26 protein-coding genes, 1 tRNA gene and 3 pseudogenes are annotated in these 21,942 nt (G+C 62.6%); 15 read left to right on the top strand and 15 right to left on the bottom strand.

From position 1 onward, the window contains the following. Positions 1 to 604: pseudogene (locus tag H8A95_RS31175) on the bottom strand (PAS domain-containing sensor histidine kinase); the annotation flags it as partial. Positions 605 to 972: 368 nt separating this feature from the next. On the opposite strand from H8A95_RS31175, the gene H8A95_RS31170 reads away from it, so the two are divergent. From H8A95_RS31170 to H8A95_RS31160, 3 genes are all read left to right on the top strand, one after another. Beyond that, a complete protein-coding gene (locus H8A95_RS31170) occupies positions 973 to 1,371 on the top strand; it encodes a phasin family protein (protein WP_163151782.1) in 399 nt (132 codons plus the stop codon). Positions 1,372 to 1,654: 283 nt separating this feature from the next. Next, the gene (locus H8A95_RS31165) at positions 1,655 to 2,092 is read left to right on the top strand and encodes a phasin (RefSeq protein WP_176533651.1); all 438 of its coding nucleotides are present in this window, start codon (positions 1,655 to 1,657) and stop codon (positions 2,090 to 2,092) included. Positions 2,093 to 2,280: 188 nt separating this feature from the next. After that, a tRNA-His gene (locus H8A95_RS31160) sits at positions 2,281 to 2,357 on the top strand. A 452-nt stretch (positions 2,358 to 2,809) separates the two neighbouring features. On the opposite strand, the pseudogene H8A95_RS44560 reads toward H8A95_RS31160, so the two are convergent. The 4 genes and pseudogenes from H8A95_RS44560 to H8A95_RS31140 form a co-directional block, all read right to left on the bottom strand. Then, positions 2,810 to 2,920 (bottom strand): annotated as a pseudogene (locus H8A95_RS44560) (epoxide hydrolase N-terminal domain-containing protein); the annotation flags it as partial. Positions 2,921 to 2,976: 56 nt separating this feature from the next. Next, positions 2,977 to 3,726: an SDR family oxidoreductase gene (locus H8A95_RS31150; RefSeq protein WP_229186666.1), complete on the bottom strand. Its 750-nt coding sequence runs from the start codon at positions 3,724 to 3,726 to the stop codon at positions 2,977 to 2,979. Between the two features lie 73 nt (positions 3,727 to 3,799). Then, the gene (locus H8A95_RS31145; protein WP_233287282.1) at positions 3,800 to 4,768 is read right to left on the bottom strand and encodes an MBL fold metallo-hydrolase; all 969 of its coding nucleotides are present in this window, start codon (positions 4,766 to 4,768) and stop codon (positions 3,800 to 3,802) included. Between the two features lie 7 nt (positions 4,769 to 4,775). After that, positions 4,776 to 5,600, bottom strand: coding sequence for an alpha/beta fold hydrolase (locus H8A95_RS31140; RefSeq protein ID WP_229186665.1), 825 nt, complete (start codon positions 5,598 to 5,600; stop codon positions 4,776 to 4,778). A 125-nt stretch (positions 5,601 to 5,725) separates the two neighbouring features. Between H8A95_RS31140 and H8A95_RS31135 the strand changes: the two are divergent. The 4 genes and pseudogenes from H8A95_RS31135 (at position 5,726) to H8A95_RS31120 (ending at position 9,035) form a co-directional block, all read left to right on the top strand. Then, positions 5,726 to 6,624, top strand: a pseudogene (locus H8A95_RS31135) (LysR family transcriptional regulator). 684 nt (positions 6,625 to 7,308) lie between these two features. After that, positions 7,309 to 7,629 (top strand): hypothetical protein, encoded by a 321-nt coding sequence (locus H8A95_RS31130; protein ID WP_229186664.1) that lies wholly within the window; start codon positions 7,309 to 7,311, stop codon positions 7,627 to 7,629. A 217-nt stretch (positions 7,630 to 7,846) separates the two neighbouring features. Further along, entirely contained in the window at positions 7,847 to 8,173 is a 327-nt protein-coding gene (locus tag H8A95_RS31125; RefSeq protein WP_420839478.1) for a hypothetical protein, read from the top strand. A 181-nt stretch (positions 8,174 to 8,354) separates the two neighbouring features. Continuing rightward, positions 8,355 to 9,035, top strand: coding sequence for a ParA family protein (locus tag H8A95_RS31120; RefSeq protein ID WP_229186662.1), 681 nt, complete (start codon positions 8,355 to 8,357; stop codon positions 9,033 to 9,035). 157 nt (positions 9,036 to 9,192) lie between these two features. On the opposite strand, the gene H8A95_RS31115 is transcribed toward H8A95_RS31120, so the two are convergent. Both H8A95_RS31115 and H8A95_RS31110 read right to left on the bottom strand, forming a co-directional pair. After that, a complete protein-coding gene (locus H8A95_RS31115) occupies positions 9,193 to 9,339 on the bottom strand; it encodes a hypothetical protein (protein WP_229186661.1) in 147 nt (48 codons plus the stop codon). Between the two features lie 137 nt (positions 9,340 to 9,476). Next, the gene (locus H8A95_RS31110; RefSeq protein WP_229186660.1) at positions 9,477 to 9,773 is read right to left on the bottom strand and encodes a DUF4282 domain-containing protein; all 297 of its coding nucleotides are present in this window, start codon (positions 9,771 to 9,773) and stop codon (positions 9,477 to 9,479) included. A 321-nt stretch (positions 9,774 to 10,094) separates the two neighbouring features. On the opposite strand from H8A95_RS31110, the gene H8A95_RS31105 reads away from it, so the two are divergent. The 3 genes from H8A95_RS31105 (at position 10,095) to H8A95_RS31095 (ending at position 11,346) form a co-directional block, all read left to right on the top strand. Next, positions 10,095 to 10,553, top strand: coding sequence for a MaoC family dehydratase (locus H8A95_RS31105; RefSeq protein ID WP_229186658.1), 459 nt, complete (start codon positions 10,095 to 10,097; stop codon positions 10,551 to 10,553). A gap of 8 nt (positions 10,554 to 10,561) precedes the next feature. Then, entirely contained in the window at positions 10,562 to 11,044 is a 483-nt protein-coding gene (locus H8A95_RS31100) for a MaoC family dehydratase (protein WP_229186657.1), read from the top strand. A gap of 158 nt (positions 11,045 to 11,202) precedes the next feature. Continuing rightward, positions 11,203 to 11,346 (top strand): hypothetical protein, encoded by a 144-nt coding sequence (locus H8A95_RS31095; protein ID WP_016841369.1) that lies wholly within the window; start codon positions 11,203 to 11,205, stop codon positions 11,344 to 11,346. Between the two features lie 161 nt (positions 11,347 to 11,507). Here the strand turns inward: H8A95_RS31095 and H8A95_RS31090 are convergent, their stop codons facing one another. The 7 genes from H8A95_RS31090 to H8A95_RS31060 form a co-directional block, all read right to left on the bottom strand. Beyond that, positions 11,508 to 11,645 carry a hypothetical protein gene (locus tag H8A95_RS31090; protein WP_229186655.1) on the bottom strand — a complete coding sequence of 46 codons (138 nt, stop codon included), beginning with the start codon at positions 11,643 to 11,645 and terminating at the stop codon, positions 11,508 to 11,510. Positions 11,646 to 11,872: 227 nt separating this feature from the next. Beyond that, positions 11,873 to 12,295, bottom strand: coding sequence for a hypothetical protein (locus tag H8A95_RS31085; protein ID WP_163152754.1), 423 nt, complete (start codon positions 12,293 to 12,295; stop codon positions 11,873 to 11,875). A 156-nt stretch (positions 12,296 to 12,451) separates the two neighbouring features. Then, on the bottom strand, positions 12,452 to 13,417 hold the full coding sequence (locus tag H8A95_RS31080) for a hypothetical protein (RefSeq protein WP_229186653.1): 966 nt from the start codon (positions 13,415 to 13,417) through the stop codon (positions 12,452 to 12,454). A 164-nt stretch (positions 13,418 to 13,581) separates the two neighbouring features. Next, positions 13,582 to 14,016 carry a nuclear transport factor 2 family protein gene (locus tag H8A95_RS31075; protein WP_229186652.1) on the bottom strand — a complete coding sequence of 145 codons (435 nt, stop codon included), beginning with the start codon at positions 14,014 to 14,016 and terminating at the stop codon, positions 13,582 to 13,584. A 197-nt stretch (positions 14,017 to 14,213) separates the two neighbouring features. Next, positions 14,214 to 14,474: a hypothetical protein gene (locus H8A95_RS31070; RefSeq protein ID WP_229186651.1), complete on the bottom strand. Its 261-nt coding sequence runs from the start codon at positions 14,472 to 14,474 to the stop codon at positions 14,214 to 14,216. 118 nt (positions 14,475 to 14,592) lie between these two features. Then, positions 14,593 to 15,036, bottom strand: a complete 444-nt coding sequence (locus H8A95_RS31065; RefSeq protein ID WP_229186650.1) for a nuclear transport factor 2 family protein — start codon at positions 15,034 to 15,036, stop codon at positions 14,593 to 14,595. 227 nt (positions 15,037 to 15,263) lie between these two features. Next, entirely contained in the window at positions 15,264 to 16,079 is an 816-nt protein-coding gene (locus tag H8A95_RS31060) for a hypothetical protein (protein ID WP_229186649.1), read from the bottom strand. A 142-nt stretch (positions 16,080 to 16,221) separates the two neighbouring features. Here H8A95_RS31060 and H8A95_RS31055 point away from each other — a divergent pair, with 142 nt between their 5' ends. The 5 genes from H8A95_RS31055 (at position 16,222) to H8A95_RS31040 (ending at position 19,095) form a co-directional block, all read left to right on the top strand. Further along, positions 16,222 to 16,461 carry a hypothetical protein gene (locus H8A95_RS31055; RefSeq protein WP_229186648.1) on the top strand — a complete coding sequence of 80 codons (240 nt, stop codon included), beginning with the start codon at positions 16,222 to 16,224 and terminating at the stop codon, positions 16,459 to 16,461. A gap of 80 nt (positions 16,462 to 16,541) precedes the next feature. Beyond that, positions 16,542 to 16,733, top strand: a complete 192-nt coding sequence (locus tag H8A95_RS31050) for a hypothetical protein (RefSeq protein WP_229186647.1) — start codon at positions 16,542 to 16,544, stop codon at positions 16,731 to 16,733. Between the two features lie 815 nt (positions 16,734 to 17,548). After that, positions 17,549 to 17,935: a hypothetical protein gene (locus H8A95_RS31045; protein WP_229186646.1), complete on the top strand. Its 387-nt coding sequence runs from the start codon at positions 17,549 to 17,551 to the stop codon at positions 17,933 to 17,935. A 210-nt stretch (positions 17,936 to 18,145) separates the two neighbouring features. Next, positions 18,146 to 18,460, top strand: a complete 315-nt coding sequence (locus H8A95_RS44555; protein WP_420839477.1) for an HD domain-containing protein — start codon at positions 18,146 to 18,148, stop codon at positions 18,458 to 18,460. 98 nt (positions 18,461 to 18,558) lie between these two features. Beyond that, positions 18,559 to 19,095 carry a hypothetical protein gene (locus H8A95_RS31040; RefSeq protein ID WP_229186644.1) on the top strand — a complete coding sequence of 179 codons (537 nt, stop codon included), beginning with the start codon at positions 18,559 to 18,561 and terminating at the stop codon, positions 19,093 to 19,095. Positions 19,096 to 19,223: 128 nt separating this feature from the next. Here the strand turns inward: H8A95_RS31040 and uvrB are convergent. Beyond that, the coding region (gene uvrB / locus H8A95_RS31035; protein ID WP_274617672.1) for an excinuclease ABC subunit UvrB at positions 19,224 to 21,942 on the bottom strand (2,719 nt) is incomplete at its 5' end.

Here is a 21,942-nt window from a genome sequence, read left to right as displayed (position 1 = left end):
CGATCCGTTGCAGCAGGACGCGGCCGATCGCAACGCTCGCCGCCGCGCGGCCCTGCGCCAGCGCCTCGTCGCGCGCGGCATCGAGGCCGGCTTCGGTGAGATCGTGCAGGCCGGGCAGCGAACGCGCGCCTTCGTTGGTTGCGATCAACAGTCCATCGTCGTTGAAGGCGGCGGCGGGACGGTCCAGTCCCTGCACCAGCCGCTGCAATCGCTCGGCGAGCGGCATGCTGCGGCCGCTGGCATTGAGCGCTGAAATCAGGATTCCGTGGCTGCCGTCCGGCAGGTCGATACGGATGCAGCCGCAGGTCGCGAGCATTCCGGGTGCCGCGCCGAAGCCGCGCAGCCGCTCCAGCCGCACGGCGCCGTTGGCGCCGAGGCCAGGGCCGAGCCGGGCAACCTGGCGGCGATGCGGATCGGCCGGACCGAAGGCGCGCTTGGCCAATTCAGCGCCGTTAGCGGCACCAAATACCTGCGCGCCGACCGGATTGGCCCAGAGAATCCGTGCGCCGTCAGCCGACCACAGCCATGCCGGCAGGGTGCCCGTCGCATGGTCCGCCAGCCTGACATCGCCGAGCGCCTGGATCTGGAATTCCGCGTCACTCATCACGCAAGATTTGACCGCATAGGTTTGGCTTCTTCCTTAGCTTTGCCGAAGGCCGGCAGCCGCGGGACGACAGCCTTAACAGAAGGTTAGTATCGCAACTGGGGGGCGGCAGGTCCATGTCCGCAGGCAGGATGCCCCCGCCAAAGCCGGGATAACGTTAACTTGGCTGAACGATCCACAGCCGTTTGGCGTTGTCGGGCAAAGGCGGCTGCGACAGCATGATGCGGAACCAGACGGCACCGCGTCACACCTGCGATGGCAGTGCCACGATATATCGTGCCGTCTAGTCCACCTCTATTCTGCCTCTATTCTACCCTGGGCCCGCAGGGCCAACCGGCGGGCCGATCACCAAGCGAGGGAGAGCGACCATGAGCGACAACGGGCGTGACCATTTCGAGATCCCCAAGTTCGAAATCCCCAAGGACATGCGGTCGATGGCGGAGGCAAGCTTCGACCAGGCGCGCAAGGCTTTCGAGCAATTCGTGACCAACGCGCGGGACACCGCCGGCAAGATCGAAGAGCGCAACGCAACGATGCGCGCCGGCGCCAAGGACCTGTCCACCAAGGCGCTGTCCTACGCCGAAAAGAACGTGCAGTCGTCGCTGGACTATGCCCAGTCGCTGCTCAAGGCCAAGGATCTCACCGAGGTGATGCGGCTGCACAGCGAATATGTGCAGGGCCAGATGCGCTCGCTCGCCGAGCAGGCCAGCGAAATGGGCCAGGCCGTCAGCCGTGCTGCGATGGATGCGGTCAAGCCGAAGAGCTGACGGAGAGCTGATGAGAGCGAGCTGAGCCGGGCCGACTGTGGCAGGCTCAGCCTTCGTCGGGCGTGGTAACCCCATATTCCGCCACATAAAAAATGTGGCGTTGCACGCGATCATACGTTGCGTTGCACAAAATTGACATGATATGGGTGTTTATTAGGCGAGCCCGACGAAGGGCACTCCCGTGAATCAAGGCAGCGTGATCCATTTCAGCGCTCCCGGCCTGATGGGCTCCGGGACGTCCGCAATGGTCACATCTACTCACCCGTTGCGAAGGATTACACGTATGACCAACCCGTCCGATCCGTTTTCCGCCTCGATCATCCCGTTCGAGGTTCCCGAGCAGATGCGCGCGTTCGCTGAAAAGGGCGTGCTGCAGGCCCGCGACAGCTACGCCAAGTTCAAGGACGCCGCCGAGACTCACAACTCGACGGTCGAGGCCGTGTTCACCTCGGTGAACAAGGGCGCCACCGCGTATTCGGCTAAGCTGATCGAGTTCTTCAAGGCCAACACCACCTCCTCGCTCGACTTCGCCCAGGAGCTGTTCAGCGTGAAGTCGCCGACCGAAGCGGTCGAGCTGTGGACCTCGCACGCCCGCAAGCAGTTCGAGACCTACACCGCGCAGGTCAAGGAACTGGCCGAGCTCGGCCAGAAGGTCGCCAGCGAGACCGCCGAGCCGATCAAGGCCAGCGCCTCGAAGTTCTACCAGCAGCCGGCCGCCTGATCGCGGTCTGCACGAGCTAGCGAAAGGCCCGGGCCTTGCTGGTCCGGGCCTTTTTGCTGGACGGGGCCATCGAACGGCCCGAGATAAGAGCGGAAATCGGCGCGTTACGGCCTTGCCAAAGGCGGGCGTTGCACCTAGTTTCCGCCCGAAATCGCCGCCCCCCTTCATGTGGGGCAGTGCGTCAGGATGCAGTTGTAGCTCAGTTGGTTAGAGCGCCTGTCTGTGGAACAGGAGGTCGGTGGTTCGAGCCCACCCAACTGTACCATCCACAAGATCACCCTATCCGCCCCAGCTAAGAGTGAGTCGCCTCAACTCAACAAAACCGGGCTTTTTGAATCCGCGGTGAGTCGGCTTCCGCAATAACGGTGAGTCGTGCCGCTGGAAAGCGACGGAATAGACGGAATCTGGCAGCTCTGGAGCCGATTTCATCATATTGGGATGGAAGACGGCGGTTTGGCCGCTCCCTTTGCAACGTCATGAAATCTGTGCGGCTGAGCGGCCCGCCCATCGGCCTTCCCGAACGGACACCGGTGCAATCGAAATCCAACATCTCACGGTGATTTTTGGCCTCTGCGCTCGTCCAACAGCGATTCAACGTCGCGTCTGCGCTACAAAAATCCAACACTCGCGATGTTCGCGGATGCCGGACGCCTCAGGCGATGTCCGGCGCGTCACGTGTCCGGTCGCGCTCTATCCGGCGACATCCGACGCCGAGAAGATCTCGGTCTTGAATTGCGGCCTGGCATTCAGCCGGCCTTCGATCTTTCGCCAGTCGTAGTCGGCTTGCCAGTAGCGGACGAGGTCCTGCAGCATCGCGAGCGGCACGCCCGGGAGTCGTCGGCGACGTTTATTGCATCGGACAGCTTGGAACCTGCTTGAAGAGGTCAGACCTGCGCGAAGCCACCGTCAACGAACAGTTCGGCGCCATTCACGAAGGAGCTCTTGTCGGATGCCAGGAATAGAACTGCCTCGGCGATCTCGCTCGGCAGCCCTACCCTTCCAACCGGTGCTACATCGCTGTGACCTTTCAAGAAGCCAGCCATCTGGTCTTCGGTCATGCCGAAACCGTCGTAGGCCGGCGTCGGCACCGTACCTGGGCTCACGACGTTTACGCGAATTTTCCTATCTCTCAGATCGACGCTCCAGCCGCGTGCAAACGACCTGATCGCGGCCTTGGTCGCTGCGTACACGCTGAACGCCGGAGTTCCCTTTATGGCCGCGATCGAAGCGTTCAGCACGATCGCAGATCCCTCGCCCATGAGGGGCAGGGCCTTCTGTACGGTGAACAGGGTTCCACGCACGTTAACGCCAAAAGTCTTGTCGAAGTGGGCCTCGGTTATCGTCCCTAAAGGGGCGAATTCGCCGAGGCCAGCATTTGCGAAGAGAATATCCAAGCGTCCCTTGACCTCCTTGATCTCCTCGAAGAGGCGATCAAGATCGCCGAGATTGGCAATATCGCCCCTAATGCCCTTGGCGTTCGATCCGATCCCTGCGACAGCTTTCTCGAGTTCCGCCTGTCGTCTTCCTGTAATGAAGACAAACGCACCTTCCTTCGCGAACAGCTTGGCAGTTTCTAACCCGATGCCGCTGCTGCCTCCGGTTATCAGTGCGATCTTCCCTGACAATCGATCCATGTGTTTTCCTCAAAGCAGTCGACTTCCCGCTGTCCAGCCTCAGAGTGACTGGCGAATCCGATGTCGCTTGCGGTCACACGCCTTCGTAGACCAGTCGGGTGAAGAAGGCGGGGTCGATGACGAAGTTGCCGAACTTGGCGTCGAACGCGGCGGTCGGTTTGGCCGCGACCGTCTCGTCGCGCGAGCGCCCCTGTTTCTTGAGCGCGGCGACGTTGTCGCGGATGCCCGCCAGCATGTCGCGGAATTCGCGGAGCTCGGCCCTGGTGCCGACGGCCTTGCCATGGCCGGCGATGATGATGGTCTCGTCGTTCGTCGTCGCGAGATTGGCATCGGAGGCTGCGATCATCCCGTCGATGCTGCCGCCGGTGGAGTAGTCGATGAATGGATAGATGCCGTTCCAGAACGTATCGGCTAGATGCGCGACATTCGCTTCGGGAAACGTCACGGAGATGTCGCTGTCGGTATGCGCCGGACCGTAGTATTTGAGGGCGATCGTCGAGCCATTGAGCTTGAGGCTGCGCTCGTCGGCGAACGTTTCGGTCGGAAGTCCAGCCGGCGGCAGCGCGAGGAAATTGTAGTCCCATTCCTCCACGCGCTGCACCTGGGACAGGTATTTGCGCGTGTTGTCCTGCGCGATGATCTTCGCGCCGGCCGCGTTGAGCCAGGCGTTGCCGTCGGTATGGTCGAAATGCCAATGGGTGTTGATCAGGTGCGTGATCGGCTCGGCGCCGAGTTCGGCAAGGGCCTTCGTCATTTGCGGGCGGGAGACGGCGATGCCGGCGTCGATCAGCACCTTGCCATCGGGACCCGTCAGCACGGCTACGGTCCCGCCGGAGCCTTCGAGCGCACAGATGTTGCCGCGCAGCTTGTGCGTGACGATCGGCGCCGAGGCGGCGCTGTCCTTGATCAGGCTGACGATGCCGCGCGCCTCAGCGAAGGCCTGGCGCGGCGTCAGCCAGGCTCCCGCGGCTGCGGAGGCCGCGCCTCCGATGCAGCACAGACAGAAGCCCCGCCGCGATATGGAATGTTGTCTCGAGATCATGACGGCCTCAGCTCTCGATGAACGCGAGAAGATCGGCGTTGATGGTCTCGGCCTGCGTGGTCGGCATGCCGTGAGGAAAGCCCTTGTACGTCTTGAGCGTGCCGTTCTTCAGAAGCTTGGCGGACAGCGGTCCGGCATCGGCGTAAGGAACGATCTGATCGTCCTCGCTGTGCATCACCAGTACCGGGATGGTGATCTTCCCCAGGTCGGCGGTGAAATCGGTCTGCGAGAATGCAACGATGCCGTCGTAGTGGGCCTTGGCGCCGCCCATCATGCCCTGCCGCCACCAGTTCTGGATGATCGCCTCCGAGGGCTTCGCGCCCGGTCGGTTGTAGTTGTAGAAAGGTCCCGCCGCCACGGCGCGATAGAACTCAGATCGGTTCGTGGCGAGCTGCGCCTGGAAGTCGTCGAACACTTCCTTGGGAAGGCCGCCCGGATTGGCTTCGGTCCTCACCATCAGCGGCGGCACTGCGCTGATGATGGCTGCCTTGGCGACGCGGTTCTCGCCGTGACGCGCGAGGTAGCGCACCACTTCGCCGCCGCCCGTCGAATGACCGACATGGATCGCGTTCTGCAGTTCGAGATGACCCGTCACAGCGGCGAGGTCGTCCGCGTAGTGGTCCATGTCGTGACCGTCGCCGACCTGGGAGGAGCGACCATGGCCGCGCCTGTCGTGAGCGATGACGCGATAGCCCTTACCGAGGAAGAAGAGCAGTTGCGCGTCCCAGTCGTCGGCCGATAGCGGCCAGCCGTGACTGAAGACGATCGGCTGTCCCTTGCCCCAATCCTTGTAGAAGATCTCGACGCCATCTTTGGTCGTGACGGTGCTCATCGTTGAACTCCCGTTTTCTGCGGCCGATCGGACCGGACTTCCTCACGGGTACCGCGTTGCAGCGCGGTCGCGCAGCCCCTAAGATCGAGAAGGAACTTCTCAAAGTTCGGAAAGGTGAGCCTTCCGTGGACCGCCTTGAAGCGATGTCGGTGATCATCGCTGTGACCGAGACGGGCAGCATCTCGGCCGCTTCGCGTCGCCTAAAATCTCCGGTCGCCACCGTCAGCCGCAAAGTCGCCGAGCTGGAATCCAGGCTGAAGGCCCAGTTGTTTCAGCGGACCTCCCGTCGGATGACGCTGACCGATGCCGGACGGTCTTATATCGATGCCTGCAAGCGTATAATCGAGCAGGTCGACGACGCCGAGCGGGAGGTATCGGGCGAGTACCGAATTCCTAAGGGGGGCTTGGCCGTGACGGCGCCATGGGGTCTCGGCCATATGCATCTGGTGCCGTTGGCCATCGAGTTCCTCCAGGCCTACCCGGAGATCTCGCTGCGGCTGATGTTGACCGATCGCATAGTGAATACGACCGAGGAGGATATCGATATCGCGATACGGGTCGGGGCGCTGCCCGACAGCGGCATGATCGCGACCCGGATCGGTTCGATCCGCATCGTCGTTTGCGGAAGCCCTTCATACCTCGAGGCTCGGGGCCCCCGCGGCAGCTCGCCGACCTGGCCGACCACGATTGCGTCACCATCGACGATCGCGTTGCGCCGTCTGTCTGGCGCTTCGAGCGAGGCAGTCGGGCCAAGACAGCCCCGATCAAGTCGCGGCTGTGCGTCAACACCTCGGAAGCAGCCGTGCTGGCCGCGATCGCTGGCGCCGGATTGACACGGGTGATGTCGTACAAGATGGACGCGGCAAAGCAGGCTGGAACGCTTGCCATCGTGCTCGACGACTTCGAACCTGAGCCGCTTCCGGTCCATATCGTCTATTCTCCGCGAAAGCCCGTACCGATGAAGCTACGAGCATTCCTGAATTGGATGACGCCGCGCCTCAAGACGCGACTGGCGCTGGACTAACCTTCCGGCCGCAAGCTCAGCCGCCTGCTGCCTCTTTCGCGGGAACCGGGATGTCCTGGAGGCGGTTGGAGCCGGGCCCATATCTTCGGAGGAGTGACCCGCATGGACATGAACGAAGCCTCGGCGATGACGGCTTCGCCTGCTTTCCGCAATTTCGGATACTCTCCGTGCACGGTGGGCAGTTCGTAGAATTCGACCGAGAGACCAGAAGGTGGAGCCCGATATCGTGCGGCACGATTATGAGCGCGAGCCCGCGCGCGGCAGGTCCGGTCGTCACTGGCGATGGCTCCGCAGATGCTGAAGCCGAATAGGTCGGGCCGCGGCAAAGAAATATGCTGGTCTCAGCCGCCGGTACCGTCGCGACGGCCCACGAAGAGCCAATGTAAGTCGCACCAATTAACATAGATAGTAGAATGACTTAGACATGGATCGAACTACATCGACTCGCCGTTATCCTGAAAATCCGCGATTTCGACTCGCTGTTATTCCAGAATCCGACTCACGCACGAATGCGGACGGCCCTTTTTGCTGAACTATTGCGACTCGCTCTTACCTTGGGCGGATACACCCACCGCGACATCGCAGGATTGATCGCCGCCAGCGTGTCATCGCGTCGGCTTGCACTTCTTCGTCGCATCACCCACAATCCGCGAAACGACGCCTGGTGACACCTTGGGGGGACGCATGGGGACCGCCAGTTCAGGGAGTTTTTCGTTTGCGTTGATGCTTGCAGTCGCCGTCGCAGCGCTGCTGTTGCCTGGCCGAAGCGAGGCCTACACGCCGGACCAGCAACAGGCCTGTACGCCGGATGCGTTCCGGCTCTGTGGTCCCGAGATTCCCGACGTCGATCGCGTCACGGCCTGCATGATCAGGAACAAGGCGCAACTGTCGCCGGCCTGCCGCGTGTTCTTCCGCGCAGATCCCGAGCCGCGCGAGGCCAGCGAGCGGCGGCCGGCCAAGCGGAAGGTCTACAGGCCGCACAAGGCGAAGAAGCCGGTTCACTGACATCCGCCCATTGATCTGGTTCCCATCGCGCGCACGCGAGAGGCGCGAGCCCGGCGCGTTCTCTTGACGCGAACCGACGTGGCTTCGCGCGGGATTACTCAGCGGCGATTTCAAGACCGTCATGCGCGACAGACTGACGCCTTGTGACGCTGTCACGCAGCATCATCTCTGGAGCTTGTGTTGTTTGCCAAATCCGTTTCGCGATGGAACGGATGGAGTGAGGCGCGTGAGCGAAACCTACCAGCAAGAGATCGATCGGCACTTCGCCTGGTTCGAAGCCAAGCTTCCGGAAAAGCCGGCGCGCTTCGTCGCGTGGCTGCGCAGGCCGTCGTCGCGCTATGTGCGGATTCCGCTCGCAATCCTCCTGATCATCGGCGGCATCTTCAGCTTCCTGCCGGTGCTCGGACTCTGGATGCTGCCGCTCGGACTCCTTTTGTTCGCGCAGGACGTTCCGTTTCTGCAGAAGCCGACAGCACAATTGCTCGGCTGGATCGAACGCAAGTGGATCGCGCGCGAGCGCGCCAAAACTGCCGAAAAGCGTTAGGCGTGAGTCAAATCAAACGCTTAGCGCTTCCATTTTCGGTTGTGTCATAAGTCGAGTGTGACTCAAAAAGCAGACTGCACCGGTAATCTTGGCCACTTTGCGGATTGCAAGAAGTTTCTTCTTTCGCGAATCAGTGCTGTGATTCATTTTCGCCTCCTGGGGTCAATCTGGAGGCCAACGTATGAACGTGATTGTTTTCGCTTCGCGTAAAGGGGGCTCGGGAAAAAGTACCCTGGCTGCTCACCTTGCCGCGCAAGTGCACAAGGCAACGAAGCCCTGTCTGCTGATCGATGCCGATCCGCAGGGCTCGCTGACGCTCTGGCATAAACTGCGCGGCACCAACGAGCCGGCGATCAGGACCGCGGTGAACTCGGTTGCCGGAATCATTGCGCAAGCCAAGCGCGACGGCATCGAGTGGGTGTTCATCGACACGCCGCCGAACCTGTCGGCTGTGGTCGACGACTCCATCAAGAACGCCACGATGGTGATCATTCCGGCGCGGCCCGGCGTGTTCGACGTCAACGCGGTGCAGGAAACGATCCAGACCTGCCGCTCGATGCGCAAGCCTTACGCCGTCGTGATCAACGGTGCGCCCGCGCAGCGGGACGGCGCCGAAAGCCGCATCGTCGCGATCGCGCGCGAGGCGCTGGCGAAATTCCGCGCACCGGTGTGGAGCGGCCAGATCACCAACCGCGCCGATCTTCTGATGGCGCTCGGTCAGGGTGAAGGCGCTCGCGAATATTATGCGGAAGGCCGCGCTGCCGCCGAGATCAATCGGCTGTGGGCCGCGATCGAACGCTCGATCAAGGCGATCCGCGGCACGGCGTCGGCTTCCGGCGCGATGCACAAGCAGGCGGCGTAACAACGCCGCTTCGGTTCGAACTGGAAAGAACGCGCGGCACTCGCGCGTTTTTTGCGTGAGCGTCATTGCGAGCGCAGCGAAGCAATCCATTTTCCCGCGCGTGCGGAGCAATGGATTGCTTCGTCGCTTTGCTCCTCGCAATGACGGAACCGGATCGCTACGCCACCATCAGCAAATAGAACGCGATCACCGGCGCCAGGGTCAGGATCACCGACCAGATGCCGACAGCCCACAAAATATCCTCGGTCGTGAAGCTCGGCTCGGCAGCCGGCCTCACGGCAATAAAGCCATTCCTGGAATTCACGACGCCCCCGCGTTGGTCTTAAGCGCAATGCGTAAGGCTGATACGCGAGCTGTTTTAAGATCCCGGTCGGAATTTCGCTGGCATTTGCGCGCGGGGACTACTTCGGATTAACCACGGCATGGCCGCATCCGGCCGCCTCAGTGCATGCCACCGTCGCGATCGCGGATCGCGCCGAGATGCTCGTTGATCCGGAACACGATCAGGATGAATTCGGCGGCGATGCGCGAGAACACGATGCCGACGAACATGCTGGCGATCGACGCGAGCAGCTGGATGAATCCGACGAACGGGCTGATCGCCATCGCCGTGAGGCCCCACAGGATGCCGGAGATCCCGAACAGCACGATGACCGCGATCACCAGCCAGTAGAACGTCTTGATGATCGTGGGCGTGATGAAGCGGTCCCACTGAAACAGATCCTGGAAATCGAACATCATGGTTCTCCCGGCCAGCCGAAATATGATTCGCGTCTCGTGCATCCTACTGCGTCACCCCCGGCGCGATCACTTCGTCCCGGGAGCCTGCGCGGCAGGCGTCCGTCGGGACGAGGCGTTTTCGCCGGGCCAATGGTTCGGAGCGGCGCCGAAGCGCCTCCGCACCACCGGGATCGATTCCGCAGGAGCCCAATCGGTCCCGCCAAAGCCGAGCCCCGGACCGGGCGCCGGCAGTCCAGGGGCGAGCTATGCGAGTGGGCCGGTTGTGATTGCTGCAAATAACGGCCACAATCGGGCTTCCCTCCAGCATATCCTCACCCAATGACCACGCTGACCTTCGAAGACTTCAAGCCCGGCCGCTTCGGCACGTTCGGCCCGCGCCATGTTTCGCGCGAGGAAATCCTCGCCTTTGCCGCCGAATTCGACCCGCAGCCGATGCATGTCGACGAGGAGGCTGCGAAGAAATCCATGCTCCGCGGCCTGTCGGGCTCGGGCTGGCATCTCGGCTCGCTGTTGATGCGGATGCTGTTCGACGGCTTCATCAGCCGCACCGCCTCGCTGGGCTCGCCCGGCGTCAACGAGATGCGCTGGGTGGCGCCGCTGCGTCCGGGCGACGATTTGACGCTGGACGTCGATGTCGTCGAGGCGCGCGTCTCGAAGAGCCGGCCCGACACCGGCATCGTCACCTTCAAGGGCACGATCCGCAACGCGCGCGGCGAGATGCTGTGCGAGATGGAGTCGCCGATTATCATCAGCCGCCGCGACGGCGCGAGCGCATAGGAGACGTCATGCGCTTTTTTGAAGATATCGAGATCGGCGCCCAGCGCGCGTTCGGCTCATTCACCTTCACGCCTGAGGACATCAAGCGGTTTGCCGCGCAGTTCGATCCGCAGCCGTTCCATCTCGACGAGGAGGCCGGGCGCAACTCGCTGTTCGGAGGGCTTGCCGCATCGGGCTGGCATGTCGCCAGCGTCTGCATGAAGCTGCTCGTCGCCGACGGCAAAAAGCTCGCCGCCGAAGCCGCCGCACGCGGAGAGCCGGTCGCAATCTGGGGACCCTCGCCGGGCTTCCGCGAACTGCGCTGGATCCGCCCGGTGCTCGCAGGCGACACCATCAGCTTCACCAACCAGGTCGAGACCAAGCGCACGTCCGAAAAGCGGCCGGAATGGGGCATCCTTCAGGCCCGCAACACCGGGGTCAATCAGCGCAATGAGGTGGTGTTCTCGTTCCTCGCGACCGCCTTCGTGCCGCGCCGGAATCCCGGTTCCTGATGTTGCCCGCCCGCCTCTGATGTTGCACGGACGCCATGGTCGGCAGCTACTTCTGCTGCCGACGTAGTTGTGCGTTGCGTGGAACTCATTTTTTGCTAACGCATTTTGAACCTTTGTCCCTGCCTATGGTTTCAGGGGCCGAACTACTGGGGATGACCATGGCAGATCGCAGCGCGCTGAAGCTCGTCGGCATTATCTTCGCGACGGTAACGGTTGTCGTGATGCTGGCCACCGGAATGGTCGTGAAGGGCTTTGCCGACGGCAATTATTCCTTCGAGACCACCGCGAGCATCGATCGCTGATTAACGCCTGTAACCGCCGGCGCCGAGGGGCGCCAGGCGCCGCGCATTCGCGTTTTCCAATGTGACCCGACGGCAGGTGGCGTCACACTTCTCCCGACCAAGCTTCTTGTTTTAGGCATGATCTTGTCGGAAAACCGCTTCACACTTTTCCGGATCATGCCTTAGCGATTCCAGATCAGCACCATCACGATGGTTGCTGCGGCCAATATGCCGACGAACCGGATCATGATCGTGCCGATGCCCTGCTGCGGCTGGCGCAGCGGTATCGGATCGGCGTTATCCGGCCGGACGCTCTGCATGAATTCTCTCCAAATGGATGCCCCGCTAGGCGCGGTCCAGACGCGAGTTCCGGATTGGACGCGGGCCCGGCATCTAAAGTTCAAATTGGCCTCTGCAAGAATTGACGCCGCGGAGTGTACACCGCGCTGAATAACGAATCGTTCTGCGTTGAATCGGCATGCAAAAACGAAGCCGCCGCCTCCTGGTCGAGAGGCGGCGGCTTGTCAGTTTGCGGAATTGAGCGCGATCAGCTGTTGCGCAGGCCGTCGGCGGCGCGCTTCCACTGCGAGACGTTGTCGGCGATCATCCGGGTCGACTTCATCGCGGCCTGGCTGAGCTGGGCATAGCCGGAGATCTCGCGCTGGACGCGCTGGCCCTCGGCATGCAGCAAGTCGCGCAGGCTCTCGAGCTCGCCGATCAGCTTCTCGATCTCGGCGAGCGAGGTGCCGGCGACGCGCTGGATCAGCGAGTTGACGTTGCTGACGGTGGCGTCGGTGTTGGCATCGGTCGGCGCGGTCTCCGGGCTCGCCACCGGGCGGCGCAGATAGGCGATGTCGTTGCGCACGAAGTCGCGGATGCCGGCTTCGACTTCCGAGACCGCAGCAAGGTTGGTGTCGACCTCGGACGTGGTTTCGGCTTCGGCTTCCTCGGTACGGTTGGTGGCGTTCATCGGCTTTCCCCTGGATCGCAATAGCGAAGCGCGGCGCTTGTCCCCCGCACGACGAATTGATGAAGTTACAGACCTATCAGTGCCGCCGAATTTGACCGCATCTGGGCCAAGTTGGGGCAATGCCTGATCATTAGCGCGACAGGCCTAACAGACCGTTCACCATGAATGCTTGTAGCCGGCGCCGATGCTCTTGTTGATCGTGCCCTGGGGGGTCTCGCCGACCGAGCCGGAGACGGTGACACCGTCGAACAGCTTCTGCTCGGCGCCGACCCGGCGCAGCCATTTGTCGTCGGAGGTCGACAGCGTCTGGCCGGCCGTGATGCTGGTGCCAGTGTCGGTGACGGACAGGCGTGCTGACTGATCGGTATTGTAGCTGCTCGATGGACGGCCGATGATGCCGGGCACCGGGACCACGCCCTGCTGGATTAAATTATAGCCGTTCTGCAGCGTGAGCGAATACTGCTCCGACAGCGGCACCGACTTGCTCAGCGAGGTGCCGACCTTGCTCTGGTCGGCACCGGGATCGACCCGCGCCTCGACCGAGGTCTTGTCCCAGATCGACGCCACGCCACCCGTCGAGATCGCCGCCCAGGCCGAGCCGCCGGACTGCGGCAGGCTGCCGCCATTGGCGAGCCGCTCCGACAATTGCTCCGACGTCGTCATGGTGCCCTGCCTGGCGACCGTCATGTCGGCGCCGATGCGGGTGTCGAGGAATGGCGAGACCGACTGTTTGACCGACACCGCCGACGAGCCGTTGGCGTTGCCGTTGGTGGTCCAGGCCGGGTCGTTGCCGGCGATGCTGCTTCGCTTGGCGGCGCTCTTCGGCGCCAGCGTGGGCAAGCTGGTGGAATCGGTATCGAGCTGGCTCCAGTCGAGCTTGCTCTCGTCGATGTCCTTCAGGATGTCGGCGTCGTTGGCATCGACCGCCGCCGGCGCCGCTTCGGCCGCAGCCTCAGCGTCGGGCGCAGGGGTGTCTTTCGCGAGGTCTTTCGCCGTGTCCTGGGCGGCAGGAGCGATCTGCCACGGTGAGGTCTGGGCGCCGGCCGAAAACGCCATCGCCACGCTGAAGCCGGCCGCCAGCACCGGCAGCCTCGCCCAGCCAAATCGCAATGTGGAAGTCATTCCCAGCCCGCAAATTCCAGAGCCGCAGCGTAGATTTGCCGTGGCGCAAAATTGTGGCAACGGCGCTGCGAAAGCAAGTGATCAACGCGTGATTTGCGGGTGCGATCGTCATTGTCCGGGGCAGGGTGCTCCGGACATGACGAAGGCGTGAAATCAGGAAGCCGTCAGACCGCGATGCGCGGCAGATGGATCGGATAACCGACGGTCTGCTCGACCAGGTCGAAACTGTCGACCAGCATGCGGAAGCTTGTCAGCTTGCCGGCCTTGAACTGTGCGAAATGCGCGATTCGGAGCGAGATCGGCTTGTTGGCGTCCAGCGCCGTCAGCGAATAGCGCAGCATCGAGGCGGCGGAATCCGTGCCCAGCATGATGGATTCGCGGTCGAAGCGATGAACCCGGAGGTTCTCACCGATCTGCTTGATCACCTCGAGCACAGCGGCCTTGCCGCGGCGCGAGCCGAAGAAGGAAAACAGGTCGATCGGCCCATAGATGGCCCATTCGACCTCGTCGTCGAGCATGAGCTCGATATCTGCAAGCTGGCGTTCGTTGATCGCGCGATGCAATGCGCGCGAAAAACGCCAGAGGCTATGCTCTGTCATTTTGGTCTCGTCCTGAAACTGGATTGTCAAAGCAAACGAATGGCAGGCGGTCAGCGTCGACGCCGTGCCAGGTTGCTGCACGTCACTATTACGGCCTCAAATAGTGCGGGATGGCCAAAACGCAAATGACTTTTTTGCAATGCACAATTGCAGGGGCTTTTACCGGAATGTGACCGCTGCCCGGTTATTACCGCAATTCAGCGGTCGCGCTGTCGAACCGGTAGCCGCTCGATCACGATCTCGGCGTCGCGGATCGCCACCACCGCGAACAGCAGCGCGCCGCCGATGCCGCCGATCGCGGCGCCGAGCGGCATGAAGGTGAAGAACACCAGCGTTCCGCTGTCGAGACCTGAGGTTCTGGCCAATCCGATCCAGGTGAGCCCGGCTCCGATGCCGAGCGCGGCGCCGCCAAGGGCGCCCAGTGCAAGGCCAAGCACAGCGAGCAATGCGACTTTCATGATGATTTCAGCCCCGACCGCAACAAGCCCAGTGATAGGTCAGCGCCGGGCCTGCGAGGTTCAACGCCGGCGTTGCTAATTTGCAGGGTGGCCGGGATGCGTTGCCCCGGCTTCAGGGCTATTCCGCGTGTTGTCCGGTCAGCGCCGCCGCGACGTCGCGCTCCAGCACCTGCTGGACGAGGTCGAACGTGTCGATGATCTCGCGGATTTCGATGATCTTGCCGTCGCGCAGGGTGTAGAACACAGCGACGTCGAACTGCACCATGCGCCGGTTGTTGCGCTTGCGGAAGAACACGCGCAGCTGGGCTGCGACCTTGTCGCCTTCGGCCACCACGGTCGGGGCCTCGTAGCGCATGTCGGAATAGCGCTCGTGGATCGTGGTCCACATCTGGCGCAGCGCGGCCTTGCCGCGGTGCTGGCCCATATGCGGAAGAATGTCGATCGGGGCATTGGCGAGAAACGCGACGTCGTCGCTGCAACGATCGAGCGCGCCCTCGATGCCGCCGGCATAATAGACGTCGAGGAAGTTCAGGACGCGCTGCCGGTTCAAATCCTCGCCCATGATCGACTCCGCCGGTTCATTCCGACCCGCCCTGGTTCCACATTCTGAACCGGAGCGTTCCGCCATCAAACACATGTTTGACGTGCGAAACCGGATTAGGTTCGGCAACTAGCACGTGCATTGTGGCACAAAATGCACATGGTGTGCCGGTCGGCGCAGCGCCGCTGGGGCCATTGCGGTGCGGCCCGCACGTCATGCCGCGCCCGCACGGCTGAAGCCTTGGGCCTCTAATCCGACGGCGCTGCCTTGCCGGTCACGAGGTCGATCGTGAACCGCTTCTTTTTCTCATTGGCCGGCGGCACGAAGGCCTCGCCGGGCAGCAGGTCGTGGTACAGCTCCTGCGGCTTCGGAAAGCCTTCGCCGCAGGCGGTGCGGATGGTCTCGTCGTCGGCGTAGTCGACATCGACCGCGACCGTGTTGCGGCGTGGGCCTGCGGCGAGATTGGAGAGACCGAAATTTTTCGGCCCCTCGTTGCACATCACGACGTTGGAGCCATAGGCGCTGACCGCATCCTCGGCCCTGAGCAGGAAATCCGGTGCGATCTCGATCCGCTTGCCGGACTCCCTGGAAAACTCCATCCGCGCCACAGCGCTTTCGAGGATGCCCTGGCCCATGTGGCCGACCGTGCAGACCAGCACATCCTGCTGTTCGTCCTTCGGGACAACGATGCAGTCGTGGCCCTGCGCGCCGGGCAGGAAGCGGATGAAGCGCGAGGCCTTGCCGTTCTGCTCGAACAGGGCGACGCCGCCGAAATCGGTCGCGTGCGGCTCGCACTCGCTTTCGTAGTTGACGACGAGCAACGCACTGCCGGCGGCAAGGAAGCGTCCGGCGTAGCGCTCCTTGGTCAGCTTGACGTCGCACACACGGCCTCCGCCATCCGGATAGGATCTCGCCCGCGTGCAGGCCGATCCCTTGATATTGCCGGCGGCGCAGAAGGTTGCGAGCAGCACGCGGTCGCTATCATCGGCGCGGGCCGGGCTCGAGATGGAGAAGACCGCCGCGCAGATCGCCGGCGCGAGGAAGGCAATATGTGTTGTCCGCATGATCTTCAAAAGGCTGCCTGCAATGCGGCGGCATTTGGAGCATGATCGTGACCTGTGCGCAGCGGGTTTCTGCGGCGCGGCTAGCGGGAACCGGCGGGGTAGGTCGGCCGTTGATGTCCCGGAATTCCATTGGAGCAGTATCATGAAATCAATTCTTCTCGTTTCCGTCATTGCCATCGGAGCGTTTGCCGCCGCCTCGCCCGCCGACGCCAAGGGCTGCATCAAGGGTGCCGTCGTCGGCGGCGTCGCCGGTCATTATGCCGGCCATCACGGCATGCTCGGCGCCGCCGCGGGATGCCTCTACGGCCGCCATCACGCCAAGGAGCAGGAACGCCAGCGCCAGCAGCAACAGGCGCAGCCGTCGCAGCAGGAGAAGCTGTAAGGCACGATCGGTTTGTGAACCCCCGCTCCGGAACGCCGCCCGCACGGGCGGCGTTGTCTCCTTGCGTAACGGAGACGATGATGACGAAGCCACTGAACAAGAACGTCCAGCCCGTTCCCGACGATAACCAAAGCCACAAGGGTCCCGGCAGCGCCCCCGTCGTTCCCCTCGATACGACAAAAGGCCATCGCGACGACGAGAAGCACAACATCCGCGAGCAGGCCGCGCACGGCAACCTGACCCAGAACACCAGCAACAAGCGGTCGGGGTAGGGCGCGAAAACGCGCGGCATATTCCTCCGTCGTCTTGGCGAGAGCGTCAGACCCGTCACCCTGAGGAGCCGCGTAGCGGCGTCTCGAAGGGTCGACGGCCCGGATGCAGCAACTCGGCCGTGCGTCCTTCGAGGCTCGCCCAGCGGCGCAATTGCGCCGCAAGGCTCGTACCTCCAGCGACAAAGGCGAAGCCTTTGCGCGGGGATGACGGGTCTCCTGTGATTCAAGTGTCATACGGCAATGGGGACATACGTCCGCATTCTCGCGACATGATTGTCCGAGCTTTGCTCTTCGTTTCGCCCTCAGCTTGCAGAGGGCGCAGGGAAGACCGGGTGCCGATCGCACCCATGGGCCCCGAGCAATGGGTAGAAAGCTCGGGGGTAGGACCACAGGTGTAACCGGAAACATCCCGGCCTTCCCTGCGCGATGGGCTACGGCTTACTTCGTGCTCTCCCCGGCGAGACTGGGCTTTGTTGTCACCGCCTTCACAAGACGCGTTGGCGTTTTGTGAAAAGACACCTACCACTAGGGCGTCAGGACCACACGACTTCGCCGTCCGCTTCACGCGCATTCGTCGACTGCGCATTCCGCGTCCACCGCATCCCACACCGCGTTCGTGACGATCGCGACCCGCCCCTCGTGTCGGGTGAGACGGCGGCATTGAACATCTGAGTTGGGTCGGGTGTCAAGTTTAATTCTGAAAATCGGAATGAGCTGTCCGGCGGCCGGCGTGACCTGCATCACGCCACAGGCGAGCGCACGCATCTAACGTGGCGGCATCGGATCACCCGATTGCCTGACAAGGAAACGCCGCCATGAACGCCATCGCTGCACCGAAATCGCCTGCGCGGAACCGGCTCGAGGGCTTTGCGCTGACCGCCATCCTGCAGGGCCTGCCGACCTTCGCCGCCACCGTGCTGCTGCTGAAGATGGTCGGCACCCCGGAAATCGTCGGCGACCGCTATGGCGCCGCGATCTTCGTCGTGTTCGCGTCGCTGGTCTACGCCGCGATCACGCCGCTGCTTGCGGCAAAATTCCCGAAGCGCTTCGTGCACATCCAAGCGCCGATGTTCTTCGATGCGAGTCTCTCGTTCTCTGAGAAGATCGCGCAATGGCGGAGCCAGCCAAACGTCTCGCTGCAGCTCATGACCACGATGATCATGATGTCGTTGCTGGCGGTCGCGGCGGTGAGCGTGGGCTGAGCGATCCAGGAATCGTCTCAGAGCTTGGTAAAACGAAAGCCGAGCTGCTAACGACCTCGTCGAATTTGGTCTGGAGGCCAAGGTCCGGTCGAGAAGGATGACCTCCTTGAAGGTTGCCCCGTATTAGTACTTTCGTTGAGAAGTTGCGTCTGGTAGTTCCGTCCATTTCTAATTGGTGATAACAGCGACCGTTGGATTGGGGAGGGGCTCTTGAAAGTTAGGCCATACGATCGTTCGACGCTTTGGCGCAGCGCTTTCGCCGAGCGGGCCGATGATCCCGACAAGCGCGACAGGGAGGCGCTGGCGGAAGCCTATCGTCAACTTCGCGAGAGGGCGGGTGTCTTGGTCGGCGAGATTCATGCCGTACTACCGCACCTCACAGTACACGATTTGACGCATGCTGACTCGCTTTGGGATGTTGCATCGGAATTGTGTGGCCCTAGTTTTTCACTAAATCCCCTAGAGGGATTCGTTCTCGGCGCCAGTTTTCTACTTCACGATGCTGGAATGGCTCTGGCGGCCTAGTCGAATATGCGGTCGAAGCTGCTAATCGCACAGGAAATAAACTCGCTGCCCCAAAGCAGGTAGTTGATCGCTGGTCGTTGCAGCAAATGGATCTCATCTTGAAGCTCCCGTTGAGTGATCACGAACGTGAGACAGCAGTCGAGAATTTGAGCGAAATAATTGATGATGTTCGACCGATTTTCATTGTTACGACAAGCGAAGGTAGCCTCGACCTAGAAGGCGTCTTATCGGCCATTGAGACCAAAAAGGTCGCCATAATTCCTATCGGCTACGACGACGAAATTGGCAAATCCCGGGAGCTCCATCATCTTTTCCCCAGCCTTCCGACAATAGAAGACGAAATTTATCTGCGGATGTCCGACGTAGAGTTTGATCAGTTCACAATATGCCCAGGGTGGGGAAGCCTGTCGGGAACGGTTGACGACGAAGGTTTTCTCGTGGTGGCCGGCGAACCAAAACCGTTTAGCAACAGCCTCTATACAATTCTTACGACGCTCTCCGAAAGAGGAACTGAATTTAAGCTCAGGGTGATGGATGGCTGCGTCATTGGAACATACTCGGGTCTCGATTCTCCTCGCCACAATCTGAACAACGGCGATGAACTGAGATGTGCGGTTGTCAGAATAGAGTTGTGACCTCGCATCGTGCTACGCGATCCTGCTAAGTTGGTCGTTGCCTCAGTTCGAGGGGCATTTTTCGAGTACGCCAGAATCCGCCAGAGACGCTTGCGGAACAGCGAGCAAGGCTCGGCACGCGTCATGGGTTACCTTTTCTTCCACCCACCCCGCTTCCCCGGCGCGCCACCGCTGCTCCGCGGCGAGGGCCCGAACTCCGGCCCCGACTGTCTTGAGTCGGTCGGCTGGATGATGCGGCTCGTCGTGCCGAACGGTTTTGCCGGCAGCGCGCCGTCCGGGCGGAAGGGCAGCGATTCCGGGCCGTGCATCTCGTCGAGATCGGGCTTGTGCACCCGTGAGCCGGACTTGCCGCCGCGGCTCGCCTTGAGCGAGGTCTGCGCGGTCTTGTTCTTCAGCGCGGCGACCGGCAGGTTGGCGGCATCGCCGTATTTCCGGGTCCCGGCATAGGCGCCGGCCTGCTTCTGCACGTTGCGCTGCTTGGCGGTGGGGTCGTCGACCACGGCCATTTCGGTGGCGCGCAACCGCTTGACCTCGTCGCGCAGCCGTGCGGCTTCCTCGAAGTTCAGGTCGGCTGCGGCCTCGCGCATCCGTGTTTCGAGGTCGCTGAGCACGGCCTCGAAATTGTGCCCGATCGAGATCACGTCGTCGGCCATGCCGCCGTCGCCAATCTCGACCAGCACGTGGTCGCGCTCGTAGACGGAGTTGAGGATGTCGCCGATCGACTTCTTCACGCTCTCCGGCGTGATGCCATGTTCAGTATTGTACTCGACCTGTTTCTCGCGGCGGCGGTTGGTCTCGGCGATGGCGCGCTCCATCGAGCCGGTCATCTGGTCGGCATAGAGGATCACCTTGCCGTCGACATTGCGCGCCGCGCGGCCGATGGTCTGGATCAGCGAGGTCTCGCTGCGCAGAAAACCTTCCTTGTCGGCGTCGAGGATCGCGACCAGCGCGCATTCGGGAATGTCGAGGCCCTCACGCAGCAAATTGATGCCGACCAGCGCGTCGAACGCGCCGAGGCGGAGATCGCGGATGATCTCGATGCGCTCGATCGTGTCGATATCGCTGTGCATGTAGCGGACGCGGATGCCCTGCTCATGCAGATATTCGGTGAGGTCCTCCGCCATGCGCTTGGTCAGCACGGTGATCAGCGAGCGATAGCCGGCCGCCGCCGTGGCGCGCACCTCGCCGACGAGGTCGTCGACCTGGGTGCGGGCAGGGCGAATATGCACGGGCGGATCAATCAGCCCGGTCGGACGGATCACCTGCTCGACGAACACGCCACCGGTCTCGTTGATCTCCCAGCCGCTCGGCGTCGCCGAGACCGCGACCGTCTGCGGCCGCATCATGTCCCACTCCTCGAAGCGGAGCGGACGGTTGTCCATGCAGGAGGGCAGGCGGAAGCCGTATTCGGCAAGCGTCGCCTTGCGGCGGAAGTCGCCGCGGAACATGCCGCCGATCTGCGGCACGGTAACGTGGCTTTCGTCGGCGAACACCAGCGCGTTGTCCGGCACATATTCGAACAGCGTCGGCGGCGGCTCGCCGGGGCGGCGGCCGGTGAGGTAGCGCGAATAGTTCTCGATGCCGGCGCAGCTGCCGGTCGCTTCCATCATCTCGAGATCGAAGGTGGTGCGCTGCTCCAGCCGCTGCGCTTCCAGCAGGCGGCCCTGGTCGTTGAGCTGGTCGAGCCGCATCTTCAATTCGGATTTGATCGACTTGATCGCCTGCACCAGGGTCGGGCGCGGCGTCACATAGTGCGAATTGGCGTACATCTTGATGAATTCGAGCTCGTCCTGCTTGTGGCCGGTGAGCGGATCGAACTCCTCGATGGTCTCGATGGTGTCGCCGAACAGGTTCACGCGCCAGGCACGGTCCTCATAGTGCGCCGGGAAGATGTCGATGACGTCGCCGCGGACGCGGAAGGTGCCGCGGGTGAACTCGGCCTGGGTGCGCTTGTATTGCAGCGCGACCAGGTCGGCGATCAATTGCCGCTGGTCGATGCGCTCGCCCTTCCTCAGCGCGAAGGTCATCGCGGTATAGGTCTCGACCGAGCCGATACCGTAGATGCAGGACACGGAAGCCACGATGATGACGTCGTCGCGCTCGAGCAGCGCGCGCGTCGCCGAGTGGCGCATGCGGTCGATCTGCTCGTTGATCGAGGAATCCTTCTCGATATAGGTGTCGGTCCGCGGCACATAGGCCTCGGGCTGGTAGTAGTCGTAATACGAGACGAAATACTCGACCGCGTTGTCGGGGAAGAAGCTCTTGAACTCGCCATAGAGCTGGGCCGCCAGCGTCTTGTTCGGCGCCAGGATCAGCGCCGGGCGCTGCGTCGCCTCGATCACCTGCGCCATGGTGTAGGTCTTGCCCGAGCCGGTGACGCCGAGTAGCACCTGGGTGCGGTCATTTCGCTGGATACCCTCGACCAGCTCGGCGATCGCGGTCGGCTGGTCGCCTCTCGGCTCGTAGGAGGATTTGAGCTCGAAGCGGACGCCGCCTTCGGATTTCTCCGGGCGCGGCGGCCGGTGCGGGGTCCACACCCGCATCGAGCCGTCATCCCTGCGGAATTCCGGGCGGCCGTCGCGGATCAGATTCTCCAGCGCATCGGCGGTGGCCTTGACGCCGAGCGCCTCCATCTTGCTGCGCGGCGGGCGGGCGAGCGCCTCGTCGTCATCTTCCGCGGTCGGCAGGCCGAGCTGCCGCGCCAGTTCCGGATCGAGGGTCGGGATGGTGGCCGAGGTGCCGTAATTGGCCTGCGGAGCCTCACCGAGGCCGGAGCTATCGCGCTTGGCGACGTCCTCGCTGGTCTCGCGCGTCGACGCGCGCGCGCGATGCGCCGCGGCCTCGCCG

The organism is Bradyrhizobium oropedii, from assembly GCF_020889685.1.
GTDB classification, from domain to species: domain Bacteria; phylum Pseudomonadota; class Alphaproteobacteria; order Rhizobiales; family Xanthobacteraceae; genus Bradyrhizobium; species Bradyrhizobium oropedii.
The sequence above is the reverse complement of the archived record's forward strand: the minus strand, read 5'-3'. Positions and strand labels throughout refer to the sequence as shown.

Coding starts and splice junctions, on each gene's coding strand:
- H8A95_RS31130 (WP_229186664.1), top strand. CDS start 7,309: ATGGGGACCGCCAGTTCAGGGAGTTTTTCGTTTGCGTTGATGCTTGCA.
- H8A95_RS31170 (WP_163151782.1), top strand. CDS start 973: ATGAGCGACAACGGGCGTGACCATTTCGAGATCCCCAAGTTCGAAATC.
- H8A95_RS31120 (WP_229186662.1), top strand. CDS start 8,355: ATGAACGTGATTGTTTTCGCTTCGCGTAAAGGGGGCTCGGGAAAAAGT.
- H8A95_RS31055 (WP_229186648.1), top strand. CDS start 16,222: ATGAAATCAATTCTTCTCGTTTCCGTCATTGCCATCGGAGCGTTTGCC.
- H8A95_RS31145 (WP_233287282.1), bottom strand. CDS start 4,768: ATGATCTCGAGACAACATTCCATATCGCGGCGGGGCTTCTGTCTGTGC.
- H8A95_RS31050 (WP_229186647.1), top strand. CDS start 16,542: ATGACGAAGCCACTGAACAAGAACGTCCAGCCCGTTCCCGACGATAAC.
- H8A95_RS31095 (WP_016841369.1), top strand. CDS start 11,203: ATGGCAGATCGCAGCGCGCTGAAGCTCGTCGGCATTATCTTCGCGACG.
- H8A95_RS31105 (WP_229186658.1), top strand. CDS start 10,095: ATGACCACGCTGACCTTCGAAGACTTCAAGCCCGGCCGCTTCGGCACG.
- H8A95_RS31150 (WP_229186666.1), bottom strand. CDS start 3,726: ATGGATCGATTGTCAGGGAAGATCGCACTGATAACCGGAGGCAGCAGC.
- H8A95_RS31140 (WP_229186665.1), bottom strand. CDS start 5,600: ATGAGCACCGTCACGACCAAAGATGGCGTCGAGATCTTCTACAAGGAT.
- H8A95_RS31085 (WP_163152754.1), bottom strand. CDS start 12,295: ATGAACGCCACCAACCGTACCGAGGAAGCCGAAGCCGAAACCACGTCC.
- H8A95_RS31090 (WP_229186655.1), bottom strand. CDS start 11,645: ATGCAGAGCGTCCGGCCGGATAACGCCGATCCGATACCGCTGCGCCAG.
- H8A95_RS31045 (WP_229186646.1), top strand. CDS start 17,549: ATGAACGCCATCGCTGCACCGAAATCGCCTGCGCGGAACCGGCTCGAG.
- H8A95_RS31100 (WP_229186657.1), top strand. CDS start 10,562: ATGCGCTTTTTTGAAGATATCGAGATCGGCGCCCAGCGCGCGTTCGGC.
- H8A95_RS31080 (WP_229186653.1), bottom strand. CDS start 13,417: ATGACTTCCACATTGCGATTTGGCTGGGCGAGGCTGCCGGTGCTGGCG.
- H8A95_RS31070 (WP_229186651.1), bottom strand. CDS start 14,474: ATGAAAGTCGCATTGCTCGCTGTGCTTGGCCTTGCACTGGGCGCCCTT.
- H8A95_RS31165 (WP_176533651.1), top strand. CDS start 1,655: ATGACCAACCCGTCCGATCCGTTTTCCGCCTCGATCATCCCGTTCGAG.
- H8A95_RS31065 (WP_229186650.1), bottom strand. CDS start 15,036: ATGGGCGAGGATTTGAACCGGCAGCGCGTCCTGAACTTCCTCGACGTC.
- H8A95_RS31110 (WP_229186660.1), bottom strand. CDS start 9,773: ATGTTCGATTTCCAGGATCTGTTTCAGTGGGACCGCTTCATCACGCCC.
- H8A95_RS31075 (WP_229186652.1), bottom strand. CDS start 14,016: ATGACAGAGCATAGCCTCTGGCGTTTTTCGCGCGCATTGCATCGCGCG.
- H8A95_RS31060 (WP_229186649.1), bottom strand. CDS start 16,079: ATGCGGACAACACATATTGCCTTCCTCGCGCCGGCGATCTGCGCGGCG.